The following is a 23,243-nucleotide window of genomic DNA, read 5'->3' as shown; positions in this document are numbered from 1 at the left end:
CGGTACACCAGTCCCAGCTACCCGACGGGGACCCGGAACAGACCTGGAACGAGTACGACACCGTGCTGCCGGTGGCCGAGGTCGCCCACGCACCCAGTGTCGGCGTCAACGTTCCTACGAACGCGTCGTCCCCCGGCCAGAAGTCCTCCAACGACGGAGGTTCCGGGTCCGGTTCCCTGTAGCAGGGCCCCAGGTCGTACCAAGCCGTCGTGCTGAGGGGTGGCGAATGCCCCGGCGCCCGTACGGCGTAGAAGTCATGTGCTTCCGTCATCCCCTGTGTGGTGTTGTAGTAGGAGACGATCGTCCCGACAGAATAGTTCGGGATCGACGACCAAGCCGGGTAGTAACAACTGCTCGATGCCAAGGTCGCCGCCCCGCTCTCAGCGGTGCCAGGGCGTTCACTGCGGCCAGCGCCCCAGGCAGGAGAGGTCGCCGTCAATCGGGTCTTGGCAAGCTCCTTGGATATACGGTTCCTGACCTCCAGCGGCAATGCGCCCTTGGGCGGCTTGGCAGCGGAACCTCCCTTCGGCGCGGACTTGACGTCCGTTCTGGTCGCAGCGGCCTGCACCGCATGCGGCAGTCCAGCGGCGGAACCTGCCTGCTGTACAGGGGTGTCCACGTCCGCGTCAGATATCGGAACGGTCCATTGCCCTGCGGATCCGGCGAGAGCGGCAGGCGCGAATCCGTCAGGTGCACCGAGCCCGGCGACGAGCATCGTGGAGACGCTCAGGCACGTGACGGACAAACCAAGTCGCCGGAATAATCGAGAGCCACTCATTGCACACCTCTTTTGCAGCCACGCCAGAATGCAATCGGACATCTGTTAATCGAGCCCGTCACCTGGCGTCGACATCGGCCGCGAGGGACGCATGAAGCACTCGAAACCGTATGGGCGAGAAGATCGGCATGGCAACAGTGACTTAGCTCACATCACCGAGGAGAAGCGTTTCGTGACATCGAAGAGTATCGACAGCGGTTACGAGAAAAAGGCGGCCGCCGCTGGACCGAATGCTTCATGGCATATCGAGAGGTTTACGGCCGGCGAATTTACGGCCTGGCGTCGCGCCGGAATTCTGCCCGCCAGAGTCGCGGGTCAGGAAGTTCTTCCAGGTGGACGAGGGAAAGGTCGTCCTGGGCGAAGGATTCCATTTCGGTGCGGGTGAGGGGCCAGGGTGGGCCGTCTTCGGCTTCCTCGGCGGTGTCTCTGGACGCCATGATGACGATGAGTGTGCCGCCGGGGGCGGGGAGGTGGCGGATGACGGTTATGGCCTGGTCGCGCAGGCTTGGGGGGAGGGCCTGGACGGTGAAGATCTCTACTACCAGGTCGAAGGCTGCGGTCCACTCGGGGGGGAGGGTGAACAGGTCGGCGGTGCGGTAGCGCACCGCCGAGGTGGGGTGGCGGGTGCGGGCGGTGCGGATCGCGGTGGCGGAGATGTCGAAGGCGTCGGTGTCGAAGCCCAGGGTGGCGATGTACTCGGCGTCGTTGCCGAGGCCGCAGCCGATCACGAGGGCTCGGCGGCCCTCGCCGGTGAGGGCGCGGGACGCGGCCCATTCGCGGAGCTGCTCGCGGGGGCCTTCGCGGTCCCAGGGCATCGGGACCTCTCCGGCGTCGGCGGCGGCGTACAGGCGCTCGAACCAGCCGGTGGGGTCGTCGCCGGCCAGTGCCTTGGCGGCGAGGACGCCGGCCTGCCGGCCCCAGCCGCCGGAGGTGTGCCACAGGATGGCGGGGACCACGACGTCCCACGCCGTGCGGGGCAGTTCGTGGCCGACGCCTTCCAGGGGCAGCAGTCGCGCGTCGGGGATCTCGTCGGCCAGCGCGCGGCCGTGGGGCAGCGGGAACAGCGGGTCCTCGGTGCCGTGCAGGACCAGCACGGGCACCGCGATCTCCGGCAACCGCGCGCGCCAGCCGCCGGAGCCCTCGATCAGCCAGTGGTTCTTCATCGCGGCCTCGATGTTCGAGGACCGCTCGACCACCCGGGTGGCGACCTCCCGCACCCCGGCCTCGTCGAACGGCCGGGACGGTGCCGCGTACGGCCGGCAACCGTCCACGATGTGATCGATCACGGCGTCCCGGTCGGACCAGTCCGGCTCCTGCGGCGGATCGGCGAACGTGGCCTGCAGCGCCTCGGTCATGCCCGGCAGATCCGGATCACCCGGCCCTCCGCTCGTGCTGATCAGGGTCAGGGAGGCCACCCGCTCGGGATGTTCCAGCGCGATGACCTGCGCCATCGCACCTCCCATCGAGATGCCCACCACGTGCGCCCGCGTGACCCCCAGCACGTCGAGCACCCCGGCCGCGTCCGCGATCAGGTCGTCACCCGAGTAGCCCGGCGCCCCCACCGGGTAGCCGGCCGACCGCCCGGTGTCCCGATGGTCGTACCGGATCACGAACCGGGAACCGGCGGCCAGCCGCTCACAGAACTCCGGCTCCCACCAGTCCATCGAGGACGAGACACCCGCGATCAGCAGAATCGCCGGGTCACCCGGCTCCCCGAACGTCTGGACACACAGATCGACGTCGTTGACGCGGAAGGTCTTCTCATCGGCCACACCGGCGACCCTAGTTCGTGGGTCCGACAATCCGGCGATCGGCGGCCGGCAGGGGATGGCAACGTCCTGTCAGGCTCAGGCGTCCCACTTCCGGCACTGTCCGCCCATGGAGGGGAACGGCCCATGCATCCGTACGAGGAGCAGGCGAAACAGCAGGGTGAGGAAGGGGGGCAGGAGCAGTTACAGGTGCAGGTGCAGGCACCCCTGCCGGTGCCCGCGCCGCCTCCCGCTCATGCTTTGCCGCAGTTCGAGGTCACGGGGGACTTTCAGACCGGGGTGACGGCGGAGAACGCGGTGGTCACCACGTCGGCGATCCAGGCGCAGGCCTACATCGACCGCAGGCAGGTCGGCGCGGAGGTCGGCACGGACCTCGGGTGGGTCCAGACGATGTTCGACGCGCGGATGCAGGCGGACTATTACACGCCGGCGGGTGTGTACGTGCAGTCGCTGCTCAGGCGGACGACCGAGCCTGTGATCGACGGTAACGACAACGAGGACATCTGGTACGGCGAGCCGCGGCGGTTCGACGGTACCGGGCCCTTCATCGGGATCGACTTCTACGACTCGCCGCAGTTCGCCGTTCCGCTGGTGTCCCCTTCGGGTGCACGGCTCACGCGGTTCTCCGGCTCGTGGAGGTTCGGCTGCTGGCTGGTCACCCGCAGTCAGAACCTGCGCTCACGGTTTCTCTGTCACCAGGACTGGTCGGCGTCCTTCCACGCGGAACTCACACCCGACGGCGTTGTGTTGTCCAGCGGCGAACTGACGCTGGGAGACGCCGGGCCCGGGCCTGGAACGCTCCATCCGCTGATGGACGGGCCGCCGTCGACCACCTTCCTGGACGCCCCCGGCACGTGGAGCGTCCTCGCCGAGGCCCAGCGTCTCGACCTGCACGGGATGGACTTCACCTGACCGGGACGTTCGCGCGTGACGTCCCCGATCCGGCGCAGGCAGTCAGGAGAAATGCCCGCTCTTCATGGCGCCGGTGAACGCGTCCCATTCGTGCGAGGTGAATACCAGCACGGGCCCGGAGGGGTTCTTGCTGTCGCGGACCGCGACCAGCCCGGGAAAGTTGCAAGCCGCCTCTAAGCAGTTGCCGCCGCTGTTGCCGCTGTAAGAGCTCTTTCGCCATTGGGCGGTGGAGAGGTCTGGCATTTTCAGCTCCTCTGGGTCCATTGCGCTGCCGCTTCCTTGATCATCGCCAGGGACTCGGCGGGGCGGTAAGCCTCTGCTCTTATCGTGTCATATCGGGACATGATCAGCGTGACCACTTCTGGGTCGGCGGAGACATCGCCAGTACCGGCGGATTCCACGGAAACGACCGTGTGAGTGTCGGCGGACTCGGCTATGGCGAAGCCGGACATCAGACCGTCCGTACAGGAGGTGTCGTATGGGACCAACTGGATGGATATGGTGCGACGGGTGGTCACGGTGGCCAGGTGATGGAGTTGGTCGGCCATCACCTTCGGGGTGCCGATGGGGCGGTTGAGGATCCACTCGTCCAGGAGGACCCGGAGGAGGGGTGGGTCCTCTCTTTCGAGGATGACCTGGCGTTGCATACGGTTCCTGACCTGCTCCTCGACCCTTCTCTCCGAGGTGGCGTAGTGGCCGCGGAAGATGGCTCTGGCGTAGTCCTCGGTCTGGAGGAGGCCGGGGATCAGGAGGGGGTCCCAGGTGCGGAGGGTCATGGCCTGGGGTTCTATCTCCTCCTGCCAGCGGAGGAACCAGTGAGGGCCGGACGGCAGCTCGGTTATCCGGCGGCACAGGCGGGCGAAGACGCTGGAGTCCGTGAAACCGAAGACGCGGTCGCAGGCCTCGGCGAAATCGAGCTGGGGGCGGCGGTTGCCGGTTTCTATGTGGCCGATCAGGGACGGGGAGCAGCCGAGGCGGTCGGCCAGGCGGGCCTGGGAAAGGCCCTTCTCCTTGCGGTGTCTGACCAGTTCGTGGCCGAAGCGCTCGGAGGGGGACATACGGGGGGAGATATCGTGCATTTTGTGGCTCCGCGGTGACGTGGGAATGATGACCGTGCCGACAAAATGATGACTGGGCCCTACATTGTCTGGAGTTATCGGTCGGTGGTTGTCGGGGGTTCTTCGATGCTCGCGGGACATCGCTGGCGGCATTCTAGGCACACCGGCGACGCGTCGTCAGGTAAAAAATCCCACAGCGAAACCGACATTCCTTCGATAACGGAGAAGACAAATGGCGGAACAGACTTCTCCGCATTCCCGGCCGCATGTGGTCGGGAGTGTGGAGTTGCCGGGGCGGCCGGCGGCGGTGAGCGGAGCGCGGGTCTGTGTGCGGGGGCTGCTGGCGGCGGCGGAACTGGTGGTGGCGGACGACGTGGAGTTGATGGTCGGGGAGTTGACGGCGAACGCCGTGCGGCATTCCGACTCGGGGCGGATGCCGCACGGCGTGGTGCGGGTGCGGGTCTACGAGGGTGCGGGGGTGCTGCGGGTCGAGGTGGCGGACGCGGGGTCGGCCGCTCCCATCCCTGAGGTGCCGGTGGAGGTCCCGCTGTTCTGCGAGGGCGGGCGGGGGTTGTGGCTCGTCCAGCGGCTCTCGTCGGCGTGGGGGTGGTACGACACCTGCCCGGGGCGGGTCGTGTGGTTCGAGCTGGTGCGATGACCTGGGTGGACGTGTTCCGCGCCGGTCACGCGTCCCTCCGGTCGAGCAGGAGGGCGGCGGTCACCAGGGCCGCGGCGGTCCAGGCGACCAGGACGGTGAGGCCGGCCCACGGCGGGAGGGGGAAGTAGCCGCCGGACGGGGCGTAGTAGGCGGTCACCTGGGGGTATTCGGGGGCGGTTTGCTGGACGGCGAAGGCGGCGGCGGGGGTGAGGGTCAGCAGGAGGCGGGCGGGGGTGTCGGGGAGGACGACGGAGAGGATGTAGGGCAGGACCAGCAGGGCGAAGGCCGTGGTGACGGTGGGGGCGGCGCGGCGGTACAGGGTGCCGAGGGCGGCGACGAGGGTGGCGGCCAGGGCGAAGGCGGTGGCCATGCCCAGGGTGACGCGCAGTTCGGTGAGCGCGGGGACGGGGAGGAGGATGTTGCCGCCGGCGTGCAGGACGCGGGTGGCCAGGGGCATCGTGACGGCGGTGGCGGCCAGGGCGCAGGTGAAGGTGACGGCGGCGAGGACGGCGGTCTTCGCGGCCAGGGTGCGGGTGCGGCTGGGGGTGGTGAGCAGGGTGGCGCGGATCAGGCCGCGGCGGTACTCGGTGGTGGTGAAGAGCGTCGCAACGACGATCACGAGCATCAGGGCGGGGAGAAGACCGGCGAGGGTCTGTTCGATGCGGCGGCCGTCGGTCTTGGGGGCGATGTCGCCTGAGCCGGTCACGGTGAGGGTGCCGGCGGCCTCACGGACGCCGGCGGGGCGGTGGTAACGCTCCCAGTCGGTCATCGCCTCGTCGCCGCCGACCTCCTCGTGGCGCCACGCGCCGGCGGCGCCCTGCGTGGTGACGTTGTCGAAGACGCCGGTGGTCTGGGTGAAGCGGACCTGGGAGACGCCGCCGGGCTTCACCGTCAGGTCGCCGGGGGAGGCGACGAACAGGCCGACGCGCACCGTGCCGGGCAGGCGGGCGGGGCGGACGGTGCCGACCTTGGTCCAGCGGGTGCCGTCGGTGGACTCGTAGCCGGTGATCGTGCCTCCGGCGCGGACCAGGCGGAGCCAGCGGGGGGACGCCGCCGAGACGCCTCCGGGGCGGCCGGCGGTGTCGTGGGTGAAGTCGTGCTGCAGATGGACGCCGTGCTTCCCGGTGAGCATCAGGGCCGCGTACGACGAACCGGGGCGGGTGTCCGCCTTGACGATGACCCCGGCCTTGGCCCAGGGCACCAGGCCGGGGACGATCTCGTCGTGGTCCGGCGGCGGGTAGGTGATGACGCCGGTCATGCCGGTGAGCCGGGCCGTGATGGCGCCGTCCCCCGTGAGGGCGCGGTGCGCGAACAGGAACGTGTCGTCCACCGCCCCGCCCTCCGGCCCGAGCGGCGGCACGGGACAGGCCACCTCGACCGCACCGGCGCCGCACGTCGTGTGACTGCTCGCCGCGGTCAGCACGCCGAGCGCCACGAACACGACCGCCGCCCCCAGCATGCCGGCCACCCACCCGCGGACGGTACGGAACTTGGTCCACTCCGCGCGCAGCAACCAGATCATCGCGCCGTCACGGCCGGCGGTCGTGAACCCCTTGGCGGGGTGTCGCCGGGTCATCGCGACGCTCCCTCGTGCGGCGCGGCGGCGCGGTACTGGACGGCGTCGGCGGTGAGCTCCATGTACGCCTCCTCCAGCGTCGCCCGGTGGGGGGTGACCTCGGAGAACGGCACCTCGTGGGCGGTGAGCGCGGCGACGATCCGTTCGCCGGTGAGGCCGGAGACGTCCAGCGTGCCGGGGGCGGACGTGGTCGCGGTGGCGCCGGTGGCCGCCAGCGCTCTGAGCGCCTCGGCCGGGGAGGTGGTCCGCAGGGTCACGCGGCCGGCGGACGCGGTGGCCAGCAGGTCCTGGACCGTGGCGTCCGCGAGGACCCGGCCGCGGCCGACGACCACCACGTGGCCGGCCACGTCCTGCAGTTCGCTCATCAGGTGGCTCGACACCAGCACGGCCCGCCCCCGCGCGGCCAGGTCGGTGAGGAACTCGCGCATCCACACGATGCCTTCGGGGTCCAGGCCGTTGAACGGTTCGTCGAGCACGAGCACGGACGGGTCGCCGAGCAGGGCCGCCGCGACACCGAGCCGCTGCCGCATGCCCAGGGAGAAGCCGCCTGTCCTGCGCCGGGCCACCTCCCCCAGCCCCGCGAGGCCGAGCACCTCGTCCACCCGGGACGCGGGCAGGCCCTGCGAGTGAGCCAGCCACAGCAGGTGGTCACGCGCCTTACGGGACGGCTGCGGGGCGCCCGCGTCGAGCAGCGCCCCGACGTGGGTGAGGGGCCGGCGCAGGCTCCGGTACGGCCTGCCGCCGATCAGGGCGGTGCCGGCGTCGGGCGCGGCCAGGCCGAGGATGATCCGCATCGCGGTGGACTTGCCGGCGCCGTTGGGGCCGGCGAACCCGGTGACGTGGCCGGGCCGCACGGTGAAGGACATGCCGTCCAGGGCCACGGCGGGGCCGTAGCGCTTGCGCAGGCCGTTGACTTCGATGGTCGCTTCCATGACGAGGATTTCTACGGACATGCCGGTAACGACGGCAGAACGGCCGCTGTCATGCCCCTGTTAGGCGGGACCCGGCATGCTGGTACCCAGCACGACCTCTGGGGAGACGACCGATGAGACTGCCCGCCCGCACCGTACGGGTGCGGTTCACCGCGCTGTACGGCGGACTGTTCCTGCTGTCCGGCGCCGGGTTGCTGATCATCACCAACCTGTTCGGCATGGGAGCGATGGGCAGCACCACGGTCGCGCCGCAGCCGCAGCCGCCCCAGCCGGAGGCGGCGCTACGGCATGTCGCGCAGCTCCAGGCGCAGCTCGAGGGCCTGCACGCCGCGCAGTCGCGCCAGCTCCTCGTCGGTTCGCTGCTCGCGCTCGCCGTCATGGGGCTGGTGTCGGCGGGGCTCGGGCGGGTCGTGGCGGGCCGGGTGCTGCGGCCGCTCAGGACGATCACGGCGGCCACCCGGCGCATCTCGGCGGACAACCTGCACGAACGGCTGGCCGTGCCGGGGCCCGCCGACGAGGTGAAGGACCTCGCCGACACCATCGACGAGCTGCTCGAACGGCTGGAGGCGTCCTTCGCCGCCCAGCGCCGCTTCGTCGCCAACGCCTCCCACGAGCTGCGCACCCCCCTGGCGACGATGCGGGCGTCCCTGGACGTGGCGGTGGCCAAGCCCGGCCCGGTCCCGGCACAGACGGTGACGCTGGCCGATCGGCTGCGCACCGAGCTGGACCAGGTGGACCGGCTGCTGGAGGGTTTCCTCACCCTGGCCCGCGCCCAGCACGGCGACCTGCCGGGCGACGCGCCGGTCTCGCTCGGCGGCGTGGCGGGCGAGGTGCTGGCCGGACGCGCCGCCGACATCGCGGCCCGTGACCTCACCGTCCACGACGACACGCGCGGCGACGCCTGGGTGCGGGGAAGCCGCACGCTGCTGTCCCGCATGGCCGGGAACGTGATCGACAACGCGATCACCCACAACGAGGACGGCGGCTGGATCAGGGTCGCCACCGCGGCCGGGGACGGCACGGCCCGCCTGGTCGTGGAGTCCGGCGGCGAGCCGCTCGACGAGGCGCAGGTCGCCCTGCTGTCCGAGCCGTTCCGCCGCCTCGGCGCCGACCGCACCGGCTCCGACACCGGCTCCGGCCTCGGCCTGTCCATCGTCGCGTCCGTCGCCACCGCCCACGGCGGCACCCTGGAGCTGACGGCCCGCCCCGAGGGCGGGCTGCGGGTGACCGTCGCGCTCCCCCTGGCGCGGGCGGAGGTCCGGGCGTGAGGCGGCCGGACGCGCGCACCGGCACGGGGACACCCGCGGGTCCCGGGAGCAGGTCATGAGGGTGCTCGTCGTCGAGGACGCCCGCGCGCTCGCCGCCGTCCTCGCCGAAGGGCTGCGCGACCAGGGCATGGCCGTGGACGTGGCGCACGACGGGCTGGAGGCCGCGGCGAAGCTGGACGTCAACGCCTACGAGGTGGTGGTGCTCGACCGCGACCTGCCGGGCATCCACGGCGACACCCTCTGCCAGATGATCACCGAGAGGGACGGCCGCGTCATGGTGCTGATGCTCACCGCCGCCGGCTCCCCCGGCGACCGCGTCAGCGGCCTCACCCTCGGCGCCGACGACTACCTCGCCAAGCCGTTCCACTTCCCCGAGCTGGTCCTGCGCATCCACTCCCTGGCCCGCCGCCGCCCCCAGGCCCGCCCCCGCGTCCTGAAGGCGGCCGGCATCGAACTGGACCCGCTGCGGCGCACCGTCACCCGCGACGGCCGCCTGCTGGACCTCTCGGTCAAGGAGTTCGCCCTGCTGGAGGCCCTCCTGCGCGCCGCCCCCGCGTTCCTCAGCACGGAGGACCTCCTGGAACAGGTCTGGGACGAACACGCCGACCCGCTGACCAACACCGTCACCGTGACGATCGGCCGCCTGCGCCGCAAACTCGGCACCCCGGGGGTCATCACCACGACCCCCGGGGTGGGGTACCGCCTGGGCTAGCGCGACCCGGCTTACGCCCTGGTCCACCGCTGGGTGGCCTGGCCGTTGCAGGTGGCGACGGTCACGCCGGAGGTGTTTCCGGTGCCGGTGACGCTGAGGCACAGGTTGTTGGCGACGCTGGTCACCGTGCCGTTGGAGTTGAACACCCACTGCTGGTTGGTGCCGGTGTGGCAGTCGTAGAGCTGGATGCGGGTGCCCGAGCCCCCGCCGGTCGGCACGTCCAGGCACTTGCCGAGGAGCTGCAACTGCCGGCCGGAGGTGTGGGTGAACCTCTGGTTGGCGTTGGTGTGGCAGTCGTAGACCTGGAGCTGGGTGCCGTTGGCGGTGGCGCTGTTCGGCGAGTCCACGCACCGGCCCGCGCCTTCGTTACGCAGCCGGAACGAGGTCCCGGAGGTCGGGGTGGGAGTCGGGGTCACCGTGGGGGTGACGGTGGGGGTCGCGGTGGGGGTCGGCGAACCGCCTTCGAGGCTGCCGGGGACGGAACGAAGGGCGCTGTACCAGGCGGCGGCCATCTTGTTGTAGCCGCCGGCGTTGGGGTGGACGCCGTCGGCGAGGTCGGAGGTCGTCAGGCGGCTGTACATGTCGACCAGGTAGATGCGGCGGCCCGCGTTGGCGCGGGTCTGCACCAGGCCCGGGATGGCCGCGTTGAAACCGCGGACCTCGTTGTCCCTGCCGCTCATCGGGATGATCGTCGCGACGAACACATAGGTGTCGGGCGCGGTGCTGAAGATCCGGTCGAGCAGGGTGCCGAGCCGGGCGGGCGCGCCGCTGGAGTTGTACATGTCGTTGGTGCCGATGTGCAGCAGCACGGTGCGCGGCGTGTAGGTGCGCAGCCAGTTGACGATCTGGGCGTCGATCTGGTCGATCCGCCAGCCCGAGTGGCCCTCGTGGTCGTGGTCCCCCAGGCTGGAGGGGCCGTTGAAGCCCGACCCGACGAAGTCGACCCGGTAGCCGCCCGAGACCAGGCTCTGCCACAGGTTGATCCGGTACCCGCCCGGCACGTTGAAGCCGTCGGTGATCGAGTCACCGAGCGGCATCACCCGCACGCCGCCGTTGGACTCGGCGCCGGCCACCCCCGGCGCGAACACCGCCGCCAGCAACAGCGCCAGCCCGGCGATCAGGCCGCCGATCACATGTGAGGTCCTCGACATGAATGCTCGTTCCTTCCCGCGCAGCACAGGTGCCCGAAGGGCGGTGTTCACCCAGGGGTACGCCGGGCGGTCTCCGGGGAGCCGGGAGTGACCGCCCCGGCGACGCCGTGGCCGATGGACCGTGATCGTCTCAGCAAGGTTTCGGAGGAGCAAGGAAACGTTTCAGCCCGCTCGCGGCACCGCTCTGACCAGGCACGCGGCGACCCTCGGCCGGCCTGACGACGAAACTTTCAGCTCCCGGCCCGGAAAGGTTTCAGGTGCGTGGCGCGGCAGTGCTCCTCAGCCCTTGAAGGCGCCGTCCATGATTCCCGACACCATCCTGCGGCCGACCACGACGAAGAGCAGGAGCAGCGGGATCGTCGCGAGGAACGAGCCGGACATGGCGAGGCCGAGGTCGATGGCGAAGCTGTTCTGCAGGGCCTTGATGGCGATCTGCACCGTGTACATCTCCGGCGACTTCAGCACGATGAACGGCCACAGGAAGTCGTTCCACGCGGTGACGAACCCCAGCAGCCCGAGGACGAACGCCGCGGGACGGACGATGGGGAAGATGATCCTCCAGTACATCTGCCAGGAGTTGGCGCCGTCCACCCGGGCGGCCTGGAGGAGCTCGTCGCTGATCGTGGAGGAGATGTGCTGTCTCATCCAGAAGATGCCGAACGCGCTGGCGAGCCCCGGCACGACGAGGGCTTGGAGCGTGTCGACCCAGCCGAGCCAGGAGATGATCATGTACTGCGGGATGACGGCGAGCTGAGTCGGCACGGTCATGGTGATGACGAGAAGCACGAACAACGTGTTGCGCCCGCGGAACCTCAGCTTGGCGAAGGCGAAGCCGGCGAGGGAGCAGAGGATCGCGTGCCCGACCCCGATGGCCCCCGCGACGATGACGCTGTTCAGGAACGCCTGCACGAACGGGACCGTGGTGAAGACCAGATTGGCCAGTTTGAAGAAGTTCCCACCCGGCAGGATCTCCGGTGGCAACTTCGTCGCGGCGGCGGTGTCGGTCGTGGCGACGACGAACATCCAGTACAACGGGAACAGGCAGGCGAACGCGGCGATGATCAGCAGGAGGTAGGCCCACCACCGGACACGGCCGACGCGACCCCGGGACACCGGCGGCCGGGCCGGCGCGACGACGTCACTCGTGGGTGTCTGGGTCGTCGTCATCATCGCTCCGCCCTGGTGCGCGTCGAGAGGAAGAAGTTGACGGCGGCGAGGGCGACGATCATGACGAAGAGCGCCACGCCGATCGCCGCGCCGTACCCGAACTCGAACCGGCCGAAGCCCTGCTCGTAGAGGAAGAGGGTGAGCGTCTGGCACTGCCGGACGGCCCCGCAGGTGAGGGAGGAACGCGCGACCAGCAGGGGCTCGGCGAAGATCTGCAGGCCGCCGATGGTGGAGGTCACGATGGTGAAGACGATCACGGGACGCAGGGACGGCACGGTGATGTGCAGGAACTGCCGCCAGCCGTTCGCGCCGTCCACCGAGGCCGCCTCGTAGATCTCCCGGGGAACGGCCTGCAGGGAGGCCAGGTAGAGGAGCGCCGTGTAGCCGAACCATCGCCATGTCACCATCGTGGCGATGAGCACCCAGCTCCCCCACGTCGAGGAGACGAAGTCGATGTGCTCGAACCCGAGCAGGCCGAGCAGCCAGTTGAGCAGGCCGTAGTCGCGGTCGAACATCTGCGCGAAGACGATCGCGGTGGCGGCGACCGACGTGATGTACGGCACGAGCATCGACATCCTGAAGAAGGTGGCGAAGCGCAGCCGGGTGTGGTTGAGCAGATGGGCGAGGCCGAGCGCCACCAGCAGTTGCGGCACGGTGGAGAGCAACCAGATGCCGATGGTGTTGTAGACGGCGTTCCAGAACCGCGGGTCGTCCAGGAGGCGGGTGAAGTTGTCCGCGCCGATGTAGATGTGGTCCCCGACCGGGTTCCAGTCGAACAGGGCCACGTAGAAGGTGAAGAGGAACGGGAAGAGGCCGAAGATCGCGAAAAGCAGGAAGAAGGGCGCGATATAGGCGTACGGCGCGAGCCGCTCGCCGAGATGCCGCCGCACCAAGGTGGCGATCGGCGGCGTCGGACGTGTCGTGCGGACGGTCTGTGCGGTCGTCACGAGCTGTCTCTTTCTCCCCCGTGGCGCCCGGTGACCGGGCGCCACGGCGCGTACCACCCGAGGGTCACTGGCCGATCGCGGTCTTGACGTTGTTCAGGGCGGAGGTCCAGGCGGCCGCCGGGTCACCCTTGCCCTGCTCGACGTTGATCAGCGCGTTCTGGAGCTCCTGGCCGATGGCGCCGCTGTCGGGGCCGATGTAGAACGGCTCGAGGCCGAGCAGGGAGTTGGTGTAGATCACTCCGATGGGCGCGTCCGAGAAGAAGGGGTCCTTCTTACCTGTGAGCTGCGGGTCCTTGAACACCGACGGCGTCGTGGGCAGGGAGCCCACCTTGACGAAGTGAGCGAGCTGGGCGCTCGGTGACTGCGTGGCCGTGATGTAGCGCCACGCGGCCTGGGGGTTCTTCGCGTTCTTCGGGATGGCGAGGTAGCTGCCACCCCAGTTGCCGGCCCCCCCGGGGATCGTGGCGATGTCCCACTTGCCCTTGGTGTCCGGCGCGTTGTTGCGGATCTGGTTGAGCAGCCACGACGGGGCCGCGATCGCCGCGAAGTCCCCCTTCTTCATGGCGGCGCTCCACCCCTCGGTGAACGAGCCCAGCTTGGCGGTGATGCCCGCCTGTATCGCCTTGAGTGAGTAGTCGAAGGCGTCCTTGACCTGCTTGCTGGTCGCGTAGACGAGCTTGCGGTCCTTGTCGTAGAACTTCTGCGGGCCCTGGTTGGACGCCTGGTAGAAGATGCTGGTGTTCGCGTTGTCCAGGAAGGCCTTGCCGGTCTTGGCCGTGTACTTCTTGCCGGTCTCGATGAGAGCGTCCCACGTCGGCCACAGCTTGCCCACCTCCTCGCGGTCGGTGGGCAGGCCGGCCTCGGCGAACAGATCCTTGCGGTAGGCCATGGCCATGCCACCGACGTCGGTCGGCACCCCGATGACCTCGCCGTTCGCGCCGACGCTCTGGCTCCACACCCAGTCGAGGTAGTCGCCGGCCATCTTGTCCGCGCCCAGCGACCGCAGATCGTGGAAGTTCTGCGGCTGCTCCACGAACTTCGGGAGGTCGTCGCCCTGGATGAGGACGAGGTCGGGCACCTTGCCGCCGGCGAGCGCCGTGGTGAGCGCCTGCGCGGTCTCCTGGGAGCCGCCGACCTCCGTCAGCTTGATGTCGACACCGGGGTTGGCCTTCTCGTAGTCCTCGACGTCCCTCTTCTGGTCGATGCCGGTGAACGACCAGAACTCGAAGTTCTTGCTGTTGGTTCCTTGGCCTTCGGGCGTGGCGGAACCGCTGGAACATCCGGTCAGGGCCAGAGCCAGGACAAGCAAAACGGGGGGTGCGGATCTCAGCATGATGTCGGCTCCAAGGTGAGGTCGTCGATATTGCCCCGGACGGCTACCTGGTGGCGGCACAACACCTGTAACTAGCCCTTAACATCCCATGTTTGCGCTCACCTTAGGATCACCACCACTATCCGTCAAGACACCGGTCCGGCCACCGCGCGGCACCGCACCGTGGCGCACCGTGACCTCACCCGGTGGACGGCTGACGGCGATCCGATCCGGCACGGAACCCTCGTGATCCGTGTTCTCCGTAACCACCGGGCTTGACCCTGCGAACACGGCGTCTTTATAGTCCCAAATAACTATCGGCGGCTCATCCGAAACTTTCGACGACGCAGGGCCTGACGAAGCACCCCGATGCCGCACGGCGGCACGTGCGGCATCGGCGGGGGTCACACGACGGCGTTCCTCAGCCGGACGGCATCGACAGGAGGTGGGATGGCGGGAGCGTGCTGTGAGCGCTGACGCACGACTGACGGGACCGGCACGACCACCGTGACGGCCGGACCAGCCGCGCCCGCTCCAGCGGCGTCACTCACGTTCCGGATGAGAACTCCGGCCACGCATGCGTCACCCGCGGCGTTCCCGGCGGACGTCGCCGAGCCCGCGGACGAGGCGGGCCATCCGCGCCGTGCCGTCCGGCTTACGCGTCGACGCCGGCGGTGAAGGCCAGCACCCGGGCGTTGACCTCCGCGGCGCACTGGCCCGCGATCGAGTGGGTGGCGTGCGGCCACAGCTCGGCCTGGACACGCGGGATGAGGGCCTGGGCGCGTTCGAAGGCTTCGCGGGGGTGGTGGATGACACTGCGGCCGGCCACCACCGCCAACGTGGGGACCGTTATGGAGCGGAGATCATCGTCCGCCGGGTACGCGGGGGGCGGCAGGGCGATGCGGTAGTGGCGCAGGTTCGCGCTGATGACCCGGGCCACCGGGTCGTCGTCCGGCACCGGCTCGCCCCCGTTCACCCATCGCGCGAAGCTCGGTATGCCCCAGCTCGCGGTGAAGGGCAGGGCGGCCGGGATGGTGCGCAGGACCACTTCGAAGGGGACACGTCCGAGGGTGCAGGCCGGGTCGAGCAGGGTGAGGGACACCAGGTGCCCGGGTGCGCGCACCGCCTGGGCGCAGGCCAGCCAGCCCCCCATCGACACCCCCACCAGGTGGCACGTCCCGACGCCGAGCCCGTCGAGAACGGCGGTGAGCCAGGCGACCTGGTCGTCGGGGCCGCCGATGGGCGCCGTCTGCTCGCTGAGGCCCCCCTCGCCGAGCAGGTCGAGCGTGTACACGCGGCGCCGCTCGGCGAGGGCCGCGAGGTTGGGCAGCCACATGACGCTGGTCGCGGCCCTGCCGTGCAGCAGCACCAGCGGCGGGCCGTCGCCGTCGCCGAACCGGTACACGCGCACCCGCCCGAAGCGTGTCGGCACGTCGCGTGTCTCGGCGGGCGGGGGCAGTGCGGCCAGGCCCGCCTGGTAGACCCGCCGGTACTCCGCTTCGGCCGCGGGCGTGACGAACCGCCCCACTCGTGGACGAGGCATCGCCACCTCCTTTCACCATACGATCATATGATAAAAATGAGGCGAGCGAGGAGGGGGACGATGCCCAAACAGGTGGACCACGACGAGCGCCGCCGCCGGATCTCCCTGGCGTTGTGGCGCATCGCCGCCGCCCGGGGGCTGGAATCGGTGAGCATGCGGGAGGTCGCGGCGGAGGCCGGCATGTCCATCGGCCTGGTCCAGCACTACTTCGCCGCCAAGGACGACATGCTCGCGTTCACGGCCAGGCACCTGCGCGAACGCATCGAGGAACGGGTCAGGCAGAGCGTCGCCGCCCTCCCCCGGGCCGCCGGCCCCCGGCACACGCTGCGCGCCGTCCTGACGGCGTTGCTGCCGCTCGACCCCGGCAGCCGGGACGAGACCCTGGTCGGGGTCGCGCTGTTCATCCGCGCGCTCAACGACCCCGGGACGGCCGCCCTGTACCGCCATGGCCGCGCCGGGCTCACCTCCGCGGTGACCCGCCTGCTCCGCGCGGCCGGCCACGTCGCTCCCGCCGAGGCGGAACTCACGGCCGAGACCCTGCTCGCCCTGACCGACGGCCTGGCGTCGGACCTGCTGCTCGGCCACCACTCCCCGGCACAGGCGCTGCGCGTCCTCGACCACCATCTCGACATGGTCGTGCCGGCCTCCCCGGTGTAGCGCCCTACGCGAACGGGTCGTCGGCGCGGGCCAGCAGGGCGCGGCGCTCGGGTACGGAGTGCGTGGCGGCGGCGGCGCGCAGGAACAGGGTGCTGGCACGGTCGCGGTCGCCGCGGCGGGCGGTGAGGTCGGCCTCCACGGCGATGGCGAGCGGGTAGCCGTCCAGGGCACCGCCGGCGCGTGCCGCGTCGAGCAGGCGGAGGCCGGCCTCGGGGCCGTGGGCGTAACCGTGCGCCACGGCGCGGTTCAGCTCGACGACCGGGGACGGCTGGATCGCGGCGAGCCGGTCGTACCATCCGGCGATCGCCGGCCAGTCGGTCGTCCCGGCGGACGGGGCGGTGGCGTGGCAGGCGGCGATGCGGGCCTGCACGGCGTACGGTCCGTCCTCCCGCACCCCGGCGAGGACGTGCAGGCCCTCGGCGACGGCCGCGTGGTCCCAGCGGTTGCGGTCCTGCTTGTCCAGGGCGACCAGGTCGCCGCGGGCGTCGCGCCGGGTGGCACGCCGCGAGTGCTGGAACAGGAACAGCGCCAGCAGCGCGGACACCTCGCTCTCCCCGGGCATGAGCCGCTGGAGGAGCCGGGCCAGGCGGATCGCCTCGTCGGCGAACGCGGGCTCCCCGTCGGCGTTGTAGCCCTGGGTGAACAGCAGGTAGAGCACCGCGAGCACTCCGGGCAGCCGCTCGGCGAGCGCCCGGCCGGCCGGCACCCGGTACGGGATGCGCGCGTCCGCGATCTTCGTCTTGGCCCGGGTCAGCCGGCGGGTCATGGTGGACTCGGTGACCAGGAAGGCCCGCGCGATGTCGGCGGTGGGCACGCCGCAGATGGTCCGCAGTGTCAGCGCCACACGCGCCTCCAAGGGGAGCGCGGGGTGGCAGCAGGTGAAGACGAGCCGCAGCCGGTCGTCCACGACCTCCCCCTCCTCCGGGGCCTGGGCCGGCCCGGCGTCCGCGAGCGCCGCCAGCTCGGCCAGTTTGCGTCGTTCGGCCGACGCGCGGCGCAGCACGTCGATCGCACGGTTGCGGGCCACCGTCATCAGCCAGCCGCCCGGATTGCCCGGGACGCCCTCCCGGGGCCACCGCTGCAGGGCGAGCGCCAGCGCCTCCTGGGCGCAGTCTTCTGCCAGTGTCCAGTCGCCGGTGACCCTGATCAGCGTGGCGACGATCCGAGGGCAGGAGTCGGCGCTCGCCGCCGCGACGGCCTCGGCCGTCGCGGCGGCGAGCGACCTGGTCACCCCGTCAGTCACCGAGCTCGGCCAGCGGGCGCAGTTCCAGACGCCCCTGCCTGGCCATCGGGTGGCTCCGGGCCACCTCGATCGCCTCGTCCAGATCGGCGCACTCCAGCAGGTCGTACCCCAGGATCACTTCCTTGCTCTCCGCGAACGGCCCGTCCGAGACCAGCAGCTTCCCCTCACGGACCCGGACCGTCGTGGACGCGGACGTCGGCGCCAGCACACTGCCGTCCAGGCGGCGCCCCGCGGCGTCGTTCCGGGACACCCACAGATGGATGTCGGGCAGGTCGGCCGTGTCGGTGTCCGGCTCGGTGTCGCTGCACACGAACATCATGTACTTCATCTTCGCTCCCCTGTGTCGCGGACTCACCCTGATGACGAACGGGCGCGCCGCTTCCGGACACTAACGGAACACGAATTCCGCCGGTCTCCCCGTGTGGCGGTCAGGACGTGAACCCCGTGGTGTCGAAGGCCAGGCCAGGGCCGTCCGGGTCCCACACCCACCACCGCTTGGGGTCCTGGCCGGTCCAGTTGGCCCAGCAGTTGACCAGCAGCTCGGCGCGCCCGTCGCGGTCGTAGTCGCCGGCGCGCACTGCCACCGCGCGCGAGATCAGGCCCGTGCCGCGGGGACAGCGGAAGGTGCCGAGGTCGCGGGTCTCGGTGAGGCCGTTCACGCGGAGCTCGACGTGGTCGCCGGTCTGGAGCGCCAGGTCGTCGCGGCCGTCGCCGTCGAAGTCGGCGGCGGTGAGCTTGCCGCGGATGCCGGGAACCGGGATCGGCACCGGGACGCCGGGGGCGCGGCCGTAGTGGAGCGTGACGGCGTGCGTGGCGCCGAGCGTCTCGTACCCCGGCTCGTTGTTGCGGCCCCCGTCGTCGCCGACGGCGAGGTCCCGCAGGCCGTCGCCGTCGAAGTCGCCGAAGGCGACGGCGTTCCCGGGGCCGAACGGGTGGGCCTGCCCGCCGGAGAGCGTGGGGAGGTGGAAACCGCCGGTCTGCTCGCCGTCGTCACCCCTGTGGGCGACCAGCCCGGTCGCGCGGCCCGGCGCGATCGTGTCCGCGGCGACCCACGAGACGTTCCCGAGAACGCGGGTGACCGTGTCGCGCCACCCTCCGTCCCTGCCGAACGGCCCGTGGAGCACGGCGTACCCGCCGTCTGCCTGGGACGTGGCGCCCTGTTGCCCGAACGCCAGGTCCGCGCGGCCGTCGCCGTCGAAGTCCCCGGTGGCGGGCCAGTCGTAGGTGGTCCTTCCGGGGTCCGGCACCGGCAGCGCGGGCGACAGTCCCCCGGCCACGGGTCCGCCGGGGCCGCCCCAGAGCACGCGTACCGCGGGGACGTCACCCTGGGCACCGATCAGGATCGGGATGTCGGCGAATCCATCGCCGTCGAGGTCCGCGGTGTCCGGCCGCCGGTACCGCCAGCTGGTGCCGCCCTGCCACACCACCCAGTTCAGGGGGGTGACGACGGTCCGCCGCTCCGGGTTCAGACCGTTCGCGGAGCCGTAGAGGACGGTGAGGAAGACGTCGGCGTCGGCGCGCTCGGAGATGATGACCGCGTCGGGGTAGCCGTCGCCGTTGACGTCGTCCGGCAGCGTGCCGCCCTCGCCCCTCGGCACTCCCCGCGCCGCGACCGACACGACGCCCGGGTCCGTCACCAGGGTGTCCGGCCACCGGTGGGCCGGGCTCACGGTGCCGGACGGGCTCGACCCGCCGGACGGGCCTGCGGTCGCCGGGGAGCCGGTCGGCGGGACGGCGCCGCAGGCGGTGAGGGCGAGCCCGCAGACGAGCACGGCACCGGCGTGGCGGGCGGCCGGGCGGAGGAGTCTCATGGTCGTGAGACGCCCCGCCCGGCCGTTTTGTTCTCAGTGGTGTACGCCGTGGTGGTCGTCGTGGTGGTCGTCGGTGGTGGGCTGGGTGCGCAGGGCGGTGGCGGCGGGGCGGGTGTCGGGGCCGGGGAGGTCGCCGCTGTAGGCGTAGACGACGGCGGCGGTGGCGATGGCGCCGGTGTTCAGGGCCAGGGCCTTGTCGTTGATGTTGGCGATGGTGTCGCAGGACTGGTGGTAGCAGCCGTCGAACGGCTGGCCGGCGGTGCCGCCGAACAGGGCCGCCTGCTCGGGGGTCTTGAGGACCTCCGCGCCGGTGAACAGGCCGCCGGCGGGGATGCCGACCGCGATGAACGGGCCGTAGTCGGAGCGGCCGGTGAAGTCGGTGCCGATGTGCGGCTGGCGCAGGACGTCGAAGTACTTCTCGAAGAGCTTCTCGATCTCGGCGGAGCCTTCGGGGCCGGGGCCCGCGCCCACGGCGTCGGAGTTGTCGCCGTCGTAGACCTGCAGGGCGTAGTTGGGCGAGGCGATCATGTCGAAGTTGAGGTACAGCTTGATCTTCGCGAGCTCCGCCGGGGGCAGCGTGGCGACGTAGTGCGTGGAGCCGAGCAGGTTCAGCTCCTCGGCGCCCCAGAAGGAGAACCGCAGCTTGTTGCGGGTCGGCAGCGCGCCGAGCTTGAGGGCGACCTCGAGGATGCCCGCCGTGCCCGAGCCGTTGTCGTTGATGCCGGGCCCGGCCAGCACGCTGTCCAGGTGGGCGCCGAGCTGCACGATCTTGTTGCCGTCGCCCCACCGGGAGTCGGCGAGGACGTTGTAGGTGGTGCGGACCTGGCTGATCGTCTCGGTCTTCATGTGGATCACCGAGCCGGCCGTGGCGGCGAGGTTCTGGCCGGCGTCGAAGCCGGCGCCGAGCACCGGGATGCCGACGGGCACACCGAGGTTGCCCTGCAGGGTGGCGGTGCGGCCGGGCTGGCCCTCGTTGAAGATGATCGCCCCGGCGGCGCCCGCGGCGACGGCGTTCTGCACCTTGACGATGAAGTTGCAGGTGCCGCGCTGCATCAGGGCGATGCCGCCGGCCGGGAACCCGGCGAAGTCGCTCGCCTCGCAGCCGGAGGTGGAGCTCGGCGCGGGGGCCGGCGGCAGCGTCAGGTCGATGTTGTAGAGGGTGCCGGTGACGTCGCCGGAACCGGACTGCGTCATGGTGTCGAACTCGCCGATCGGGGTGCCCGACAGCGGCGTGGGCGTGAAGACCCGCGGGGAGGGGGACACCCGCTCCAGCACCGGCACGGAGAGCTGCTCGAAGTAGGGGAACTCGAACGGCTGCACCGTCACCTTGTACCCGGCCTTGCGCAGCTTGCCCGCCACGTAGTCGACGGAGGCGTCGAAGCCGGGCCGGCCCGAGGCGCGCGTGCCGCCGTTGGCGTCGGCGATCTGCTGGAACTTGCGCAGGTGCTGCTTCACCCCCGGGGCGGTGATCGACTTGGCCAGCGCGGCGGGGTCGGGGTCCGCGGCGGCCGGTGATGCCGGTCCTGTCAGGGGAAGGACCAGGGCGACCGTCACGGCGGCCATGACCGGCCACCGGCGCGAGGTGCGGCGCATCGGCTCTCCTTCGAAGTAGTCACTGATCGGTGAAGGTAGCCGCACTCTCCGCTCCCGTGAAGGGCGAAACGCGCCCTGACATCACTATGAGACGTCAGGGCCCGCGGGCCGGTGGTGCCCATCAGGAGATCACGGCGACTTCGTACACGTCGCGATACAAGTACTGAAATAGGACCACGAAGCCGTTGCACGGCGATTGGGGGCGTGTTACCACTGCCTCACGCCCGTTTTCGCGGCCGGGCAGGGCCGTACGGCAGGTTCCTCACGCATCCCCGAGGGAGACCCCGTATGTCCTTCCTGTCCAGAAAGTTAAGACTCGCGCTGCCCGCGGCCCTGTTACTGGCCGGTGCGACGGTGAGCGTGGCGCAGGCTCCCGCCGCCGAGGCCGCGGGTGAGCCGGTCGATGTCTGGCTGACCACGACGTCCGACTCCGGCGGGCGCAACGTCACCCGCGGGCTGCAGCAGCAGGCGCCGGTGGCGTTCGCCGCGTCCAGCCCGGCGGGGTCGCAGACCGTCACGGTCAACGAGAACACCACCTACCAGCAGTTCGAGGGCGGCGGCGCGTCGTTCACCGACACCGCCGCGTGGCTGATGAACAGCAGCGGCGCGCTCAGCGCGAGCACCCGCGAGACCGTCATGCGCAACCTGTTCGACCCGGTGAACGGCATCGGGCTGAGCTTCGTGCGCAACCCGATGGGTTCCTCCGACCTCGCGCGGTTCAGCTACTCCTTCGACGACACCTGCTGCGACCTGAACGGCTTCTCCATCGCGCACGACATGGCCGACGTGCTGCCGCTCACCAGGCGCGCCAAGGAGCTGAACCCGGCGCTGAAGGTCATGGCCTCGCCGTGGAGCGCCCCGGCCTGGATGAAGGACAACGACGCCTGGAGCCAGGGCTGGCTGGAGTCGCGGTACTACGGCATGTACGGCGAGTACTTCGCCCGGTACATCCAGGCCTACCAGGCGCAGGGCGTGCGCATCGACTACGTCACCCCGCAGAACGAGCCGACCTGCTGCGCGGGCTACCCGTCGATGAACTGGAACACCTCCGGCCTGCAGTACTTCGTCAAGAACGCGCTGTGGCCGGCCTTCCGTGCCGCGGGCATCACCACCAAGACGCTGGTGCTGGACTGGAACTGGGACGCCTACGGCGTCTGGGCCGCCCCGCTGCTCGCCGACGCCGCGATCCGCGACGACCCGCTGTTCGGCGGCATCGCCTGGCACGGGTACGGCGGCGACGTCGCCACGCAGACGGCGGTGCGCAACCAGTACCCCAACGTGAACGCCTACATGACCGAGCACTCCGGCGGCACCTGGATCCCCGACCAGCACGCCGAGGACATGAACAACCTGATCGACTACACCCGCAACTGGGACCGTAGCTGGATCAAGTGGAGCCTCGCGGTGGACCAGAACCGCGGCCCGCACAACGGCGGCTGCGGCACCTGCAGCGGCCTGATCACCGTGCACAACGGCGACGGGCGCCACGGCCAGGTCGACTACACCATCGAGTACTACACCATGGGCCACCTCACCAAGTTCGTGCGGCCCGGCGCGGTCCGCATCGAGTCCAGCGCCAACGCGGCGGTCAAGAACGTGGCGTGGCGCAACCCGGACGGCTCCAAGGCCCTCATCGCGCACAACACCACCGGCGGCACCCAGACGCTCAAGGTCAACTGGGGCGCCCAGTCGTTCACCTACACGCTGCCCGCGCGCACCTCGGCCACCTTCACCTGGTCGGGCACCCAGTCGGGCGGCGGCTCCGGCGGCAAGGCCATCACCGGGTACGGCGGCAAGTGCGTGGACGTCGCGGGCGCGAACAGCGCCAACGGCACCCAGGTGCAGCTCTACACCTGCAACGGCAGCGCCGCGCAGCAGTGGACGGCCGGCACGGACGGCACGGTCCGCGCGCTCGGCAAGTGCCTGGACGTGGCCGGCGCGAACAGCGCCAACGGCACCAGGGTGCAGATCTACGACTGCAACGGCAGCGCGGCGCAGAACTGGTCGCGTCCCGCCGACGGCACCTTCCGGGCCCTCGGCAGGTGCCTGGACGCCACCGGCCCGAGCTCGGCCGACGGCACACCGCTGCAGATCTGGGACTGCTTCGCCGGCGCCAACCAGCGCTGGACCGTCCAGCCCTGAATCAGCGGGCCCAC

At 70.6% G+C, this 23,243-nt stretch carries 20 protein-coding genes; 6 read left to right on the top strand and 14 right to left on the bottom strand.

Annotation, left to right across the window (positions count from 1 at the left end; translation table 11 throughout):
* Window positions 1–1,047 precede the first annotated feature (1,047 nt).
* On the bottom strand, window positions 1,048–2,550 hold the full coding sequence (locus tag ABGB17_RS14490; protein WP_347629496.1) for an alpha/beta fold hydrolase: 1,503 nt from the start codon (window positions 2,548–2,550) through the stop codon (window positions 1,048–1,050).
* 123 nt (window positions 2,551–2,673) lie between these two features.
* On the opposite strand from ABGB17_RS14490, the gene ABGB17_RS14485 reads away from it, so the two are divergent.
* A complete protein-coding gene (locus tag ABGB17_RS14485; protein ID WP_347629494.1) occupies window positions 2,674–3,459 on the top strand; it encodes a hypothetical protein in 786 nt (261 codons plus the stop codon).
* A 42-nt stretch (window positions 3,460–3,501) separates the two neighbouring features.
* Here the strand turns inward: ABGB17_RS14485 and ABGB17_RS14480 are convergent, their stop codons facing one another.
* A complete protein-coding gene (locus tag ABGB17_RS14480) occupies window positions 3,502–3,702 on the bottom strand; it encodes a DUF397 domain-containing protein (RefSeq protein WP_347629492.1) in 201 nt (66 codons plus the stop codon).
* A gap of 2 nt (window positions 3,703–3,704) precedes the next feature.
* Window positions 3,705–4,517, bottom strand: coding sequence for a helix-turn-helix transcriptional regulator (locus ABGB17_RS14475; RefSeq protein ID WP_347629490.1), 813 nt, complete (start codon window positions 4,515–4,517; stop codon window positions 3,705–3,707).
* A 232-nt stretch (window positions 4,518–4,749) separates the two neighbouring features.
* Between ABGB17_RS14475 and ABGB17_RS14470 the strand changes: the two genes are divergently transcribed.
* A complete protein-coding gene (locus ABGB17_RS14470; protein ID WP_347629488.1) occupies window positions 4,750–5,175 on the top strand; it encodes an ATP-binding protein in 426 nt (141 codons plus the stop codon).
* A gap of 25 nt (window positions 5,176–5,200) precedes the next feature.
* Here the strand turns inward: ABGB17_RS14470 and ABGB17_RS14465 are convergent, their stop codons facing one another.
* Window positions 5,201–6,751: an ABC transporter permease subunit gene (locus ABGB17_RS14465; protein ID WP_347629486.1), complete on the bottom strand. Its 1,551-nt coding sequence runs from the start codon at window positions 6,749–6,751 to the stop codon at window positions 5,201–5,203.
* Window positions 6,748–7,683 (bottom strand): ATP-binding cassette domain-containing protein, encoded by a 936-nt coding sequence (locus tag ABGB17_RS14460; RefSeq protein WP_347629484.1) that lies wholly within the window; start codon window positions 7,681–7,683, stop codon window positions 6,748–6,750. The genes ABGB17_RS14465 and ABGB17_RS14460 overlap by 4 nt, the downstream gene beginning before the upstream one ends.
* A gap of 113 nt (window positions 7,684–7,796) precedes the next feature.
* On the opposite strand from ABGB17_RS14460, the gene ABGB17_RS14455 reads away from it, so the two are divergent.
* Entirely contained in the window at window positions 7,797–8,951 is a 1,155-nt protein-coding gene (locus tag ABGB17_RS14455) for a HAMP domain-containing sensor histidine kinase (protein ID WP_347629482.1), read from the top strand.
* A gap of 55 nt (window positions 8,952–9,006) precedes the next feature.
* Entirely contained in the window at window positions 9,007–9,663 is a 657-nt protein-coding gene (locus ABGB17_RS14450) for a response regulator transcription factor (RefSeq protein WP_347629480.1), read from the top strand.
* A gap of 11 nt (window positions 9,664–9,674) precedes the next feature.
* Here ABGB17_RS14450 and ABGB17_RS14445 read toward each other — a convergent pair whose 3' ends face one another.
* The 5 genes from ABGB17_RS14445 to ABGB17_RS14425 all read right to left on the bottom strand — a co-directional run bounded on the left by ABGB17_RS14445 (window position 9,675) and on the right by ABGB17_RS14425 (window position 15,783).
* The gene (locus ABGB17_RS14445) at window positions 9,675–10,814 is read right to left on the bottom strand and encodes a ricin-type beta-trefoil lectin domain protein (protein WP_347629478.1); all 1,140 of its coding nucleotides are present in this window, start codon (window positions 10,812–10,814) and stop codon (window positions 9,675–9,677) included.
* Window positions 10,815–11,093: 279 nt separating this feature from the next.
* Window positions 11,094–11,981, bottom strand: a complete 888-nt coding sequence (locus ABGB17_RS14440) for a carbohydrate ABC transporter permease (protein WP_347629476.1) — start codon at window positions 11,979–11,981, stop codon at window positions 11,094–11,096.
* Window positions 11,981–12,928 (bottom strand): sugar ABC transporter permease, encoded by a 948-nt coding sequence (locus tag ABGB17_RS14435; protein ID WP_347629474.1) that lies wholly within the window; start codon window positions 12,926–12,928, stop codon window positions 11,981–11,983. The genes ABGB17_RS14440 and ABGB17_RS14435 overlap by 1 nt, the downstream gene beginning before the upstream one ends.
* Window positions 12,929–12,992: 64 nt before the next feature.
* Window positions 12,993–14,261, bottom strand: coding sequence for an extracellular solute-binding protein (locus ABGB17_RS14430; protein ID WP_347629472.1), 1,269 nt, complete (start codon window positions 14,259–14,261; stop codon window positions 12,993–12,995).
* 634 nt (window positions 14,262–14,895) lie between these two features.
* Window positions 14,896–15,783, bottom strand: coding sequence for an alpha/beta fold hydrolase (locus tag ABGB17_RS14425; RefSeq protein ID WP_347629470.1), 888 nt, complete (start codon window positions 15,781–15,783; stop codon window positions 14,896–14,898).
* A gap of 60 nt (window positions 15,784–15,843) precedes the next feature.
* On the opposite strand from ABGB17_RS14425, the gene ABGB17_RS14420 reads away from it, so the two are divergent.
* Window positions 15,844–16,440: a TetR/AcrR family transcriptional regulator gene (locus ABGB17_RS14420; protein WP_347629468.1), complete on the top strand. Its 597-nt coding sequence runs from the start codon at window positions 15,844–15,846 to the stop codon at window positions 16,438–16,440.
* A gap of 4 nt (window positions 16,441–16,444) precedes the next feature.
* Here the strand turns inward: ABGB17_RS14420 and ABGB17_RS14415 are convergent, their stop codons facing one another.
* The 4 genes from ABGB17_RS14415 to ABGB17_RS14400 all read right to left on the bottom strand — a co-directional run bounded on the left by ABGB17_RS14415 (window position 16,445) and on the right by ABGB17_RS14400 (window position 21,087).
* Window positions 16,445–17,683, bottom strand: a complete 1,239-nt coding sequence (locus tag ABGB17_RS14415) for a sigma-70 family RNA polymerase sigma factor (protein ID WP_347629466.1) — start codon at window positions 17,681–17,683, stop codon at window positions 16,445–16,447.
* Window positions 17,676–18,011: a YciI family protein gene (locus tag ABGB17_RS14410; protein ID WP_347629464.1), complete on the bottom strand. Its 336-nt coding sequence runs from the start codon at window positions 18,009–18,011 to the stop codon at window positions 17,676–17,678. The genes ABGB17_RS14415 and ABGB17_RS14410 overlap by 8 nt, the downstream gene beginning before the upstream one ends.
* 100 nt (window positions 18,012–18,111) lie before the next feature.
* Window positions 18,112–19,494 (bottom strand): VCBS repeat-containing protein, encoded by a 1,383-nt coding sequence (locus tag ABGB17_RS14405; protein ID WP_347629462.1) that lies wholly within the window; start codon window positions 19,492–19,494, stop codon window positions 18,112–18,114.
* A gap of 33 nt (window positions 19,495–19,527) precedes the next feature.
* Window positions 19,528–21,087 carry a M28 family metallopeptidase gene (locus ABGB17_RS14400; protein ID WP_347629460.1) on the bottom strand — a complete coding sequence of 520 codons (1,560 nt, stop codon included), beginning with the start codon at window positions 21,085–21,087 and terminating at the stop codon, window positions 19,528–19,530.
* A 354-nt stretch (window positions 21,088–21,441) separates the two neighbouring features.
* Here ABGB17_RS14400 and ABGB17_RS14395 point away from each other — a divergent pair, with 354 nt between their 5' ends.
* A complete protein-coding gene (locus ABGB17_RS14395) occupies window positions 21,442–23,229 on the top strand; it encodes a ricin-type beta-trefoil lectin domain protein (RefSeq protein ID WP_347629458.1) in 1,788 nt (595 codons plus the stop codon).
* Window positions 23,230–23,243: the final 14 nt, after the last annotated feature.

Source organism: Sphaerisporangium sp. B11E5 (assembly GCF_039871875.1).
Taxonomy (GTDB): domain Bacteria; phylum Actinomycetota; class Actinomycetes; order Streptosporangiales; family Streptosporangiaceae; genus Sphaerisporangium.
This window is presented reverse-complemented; position numbering and strand designations above follow the sequence as displayed.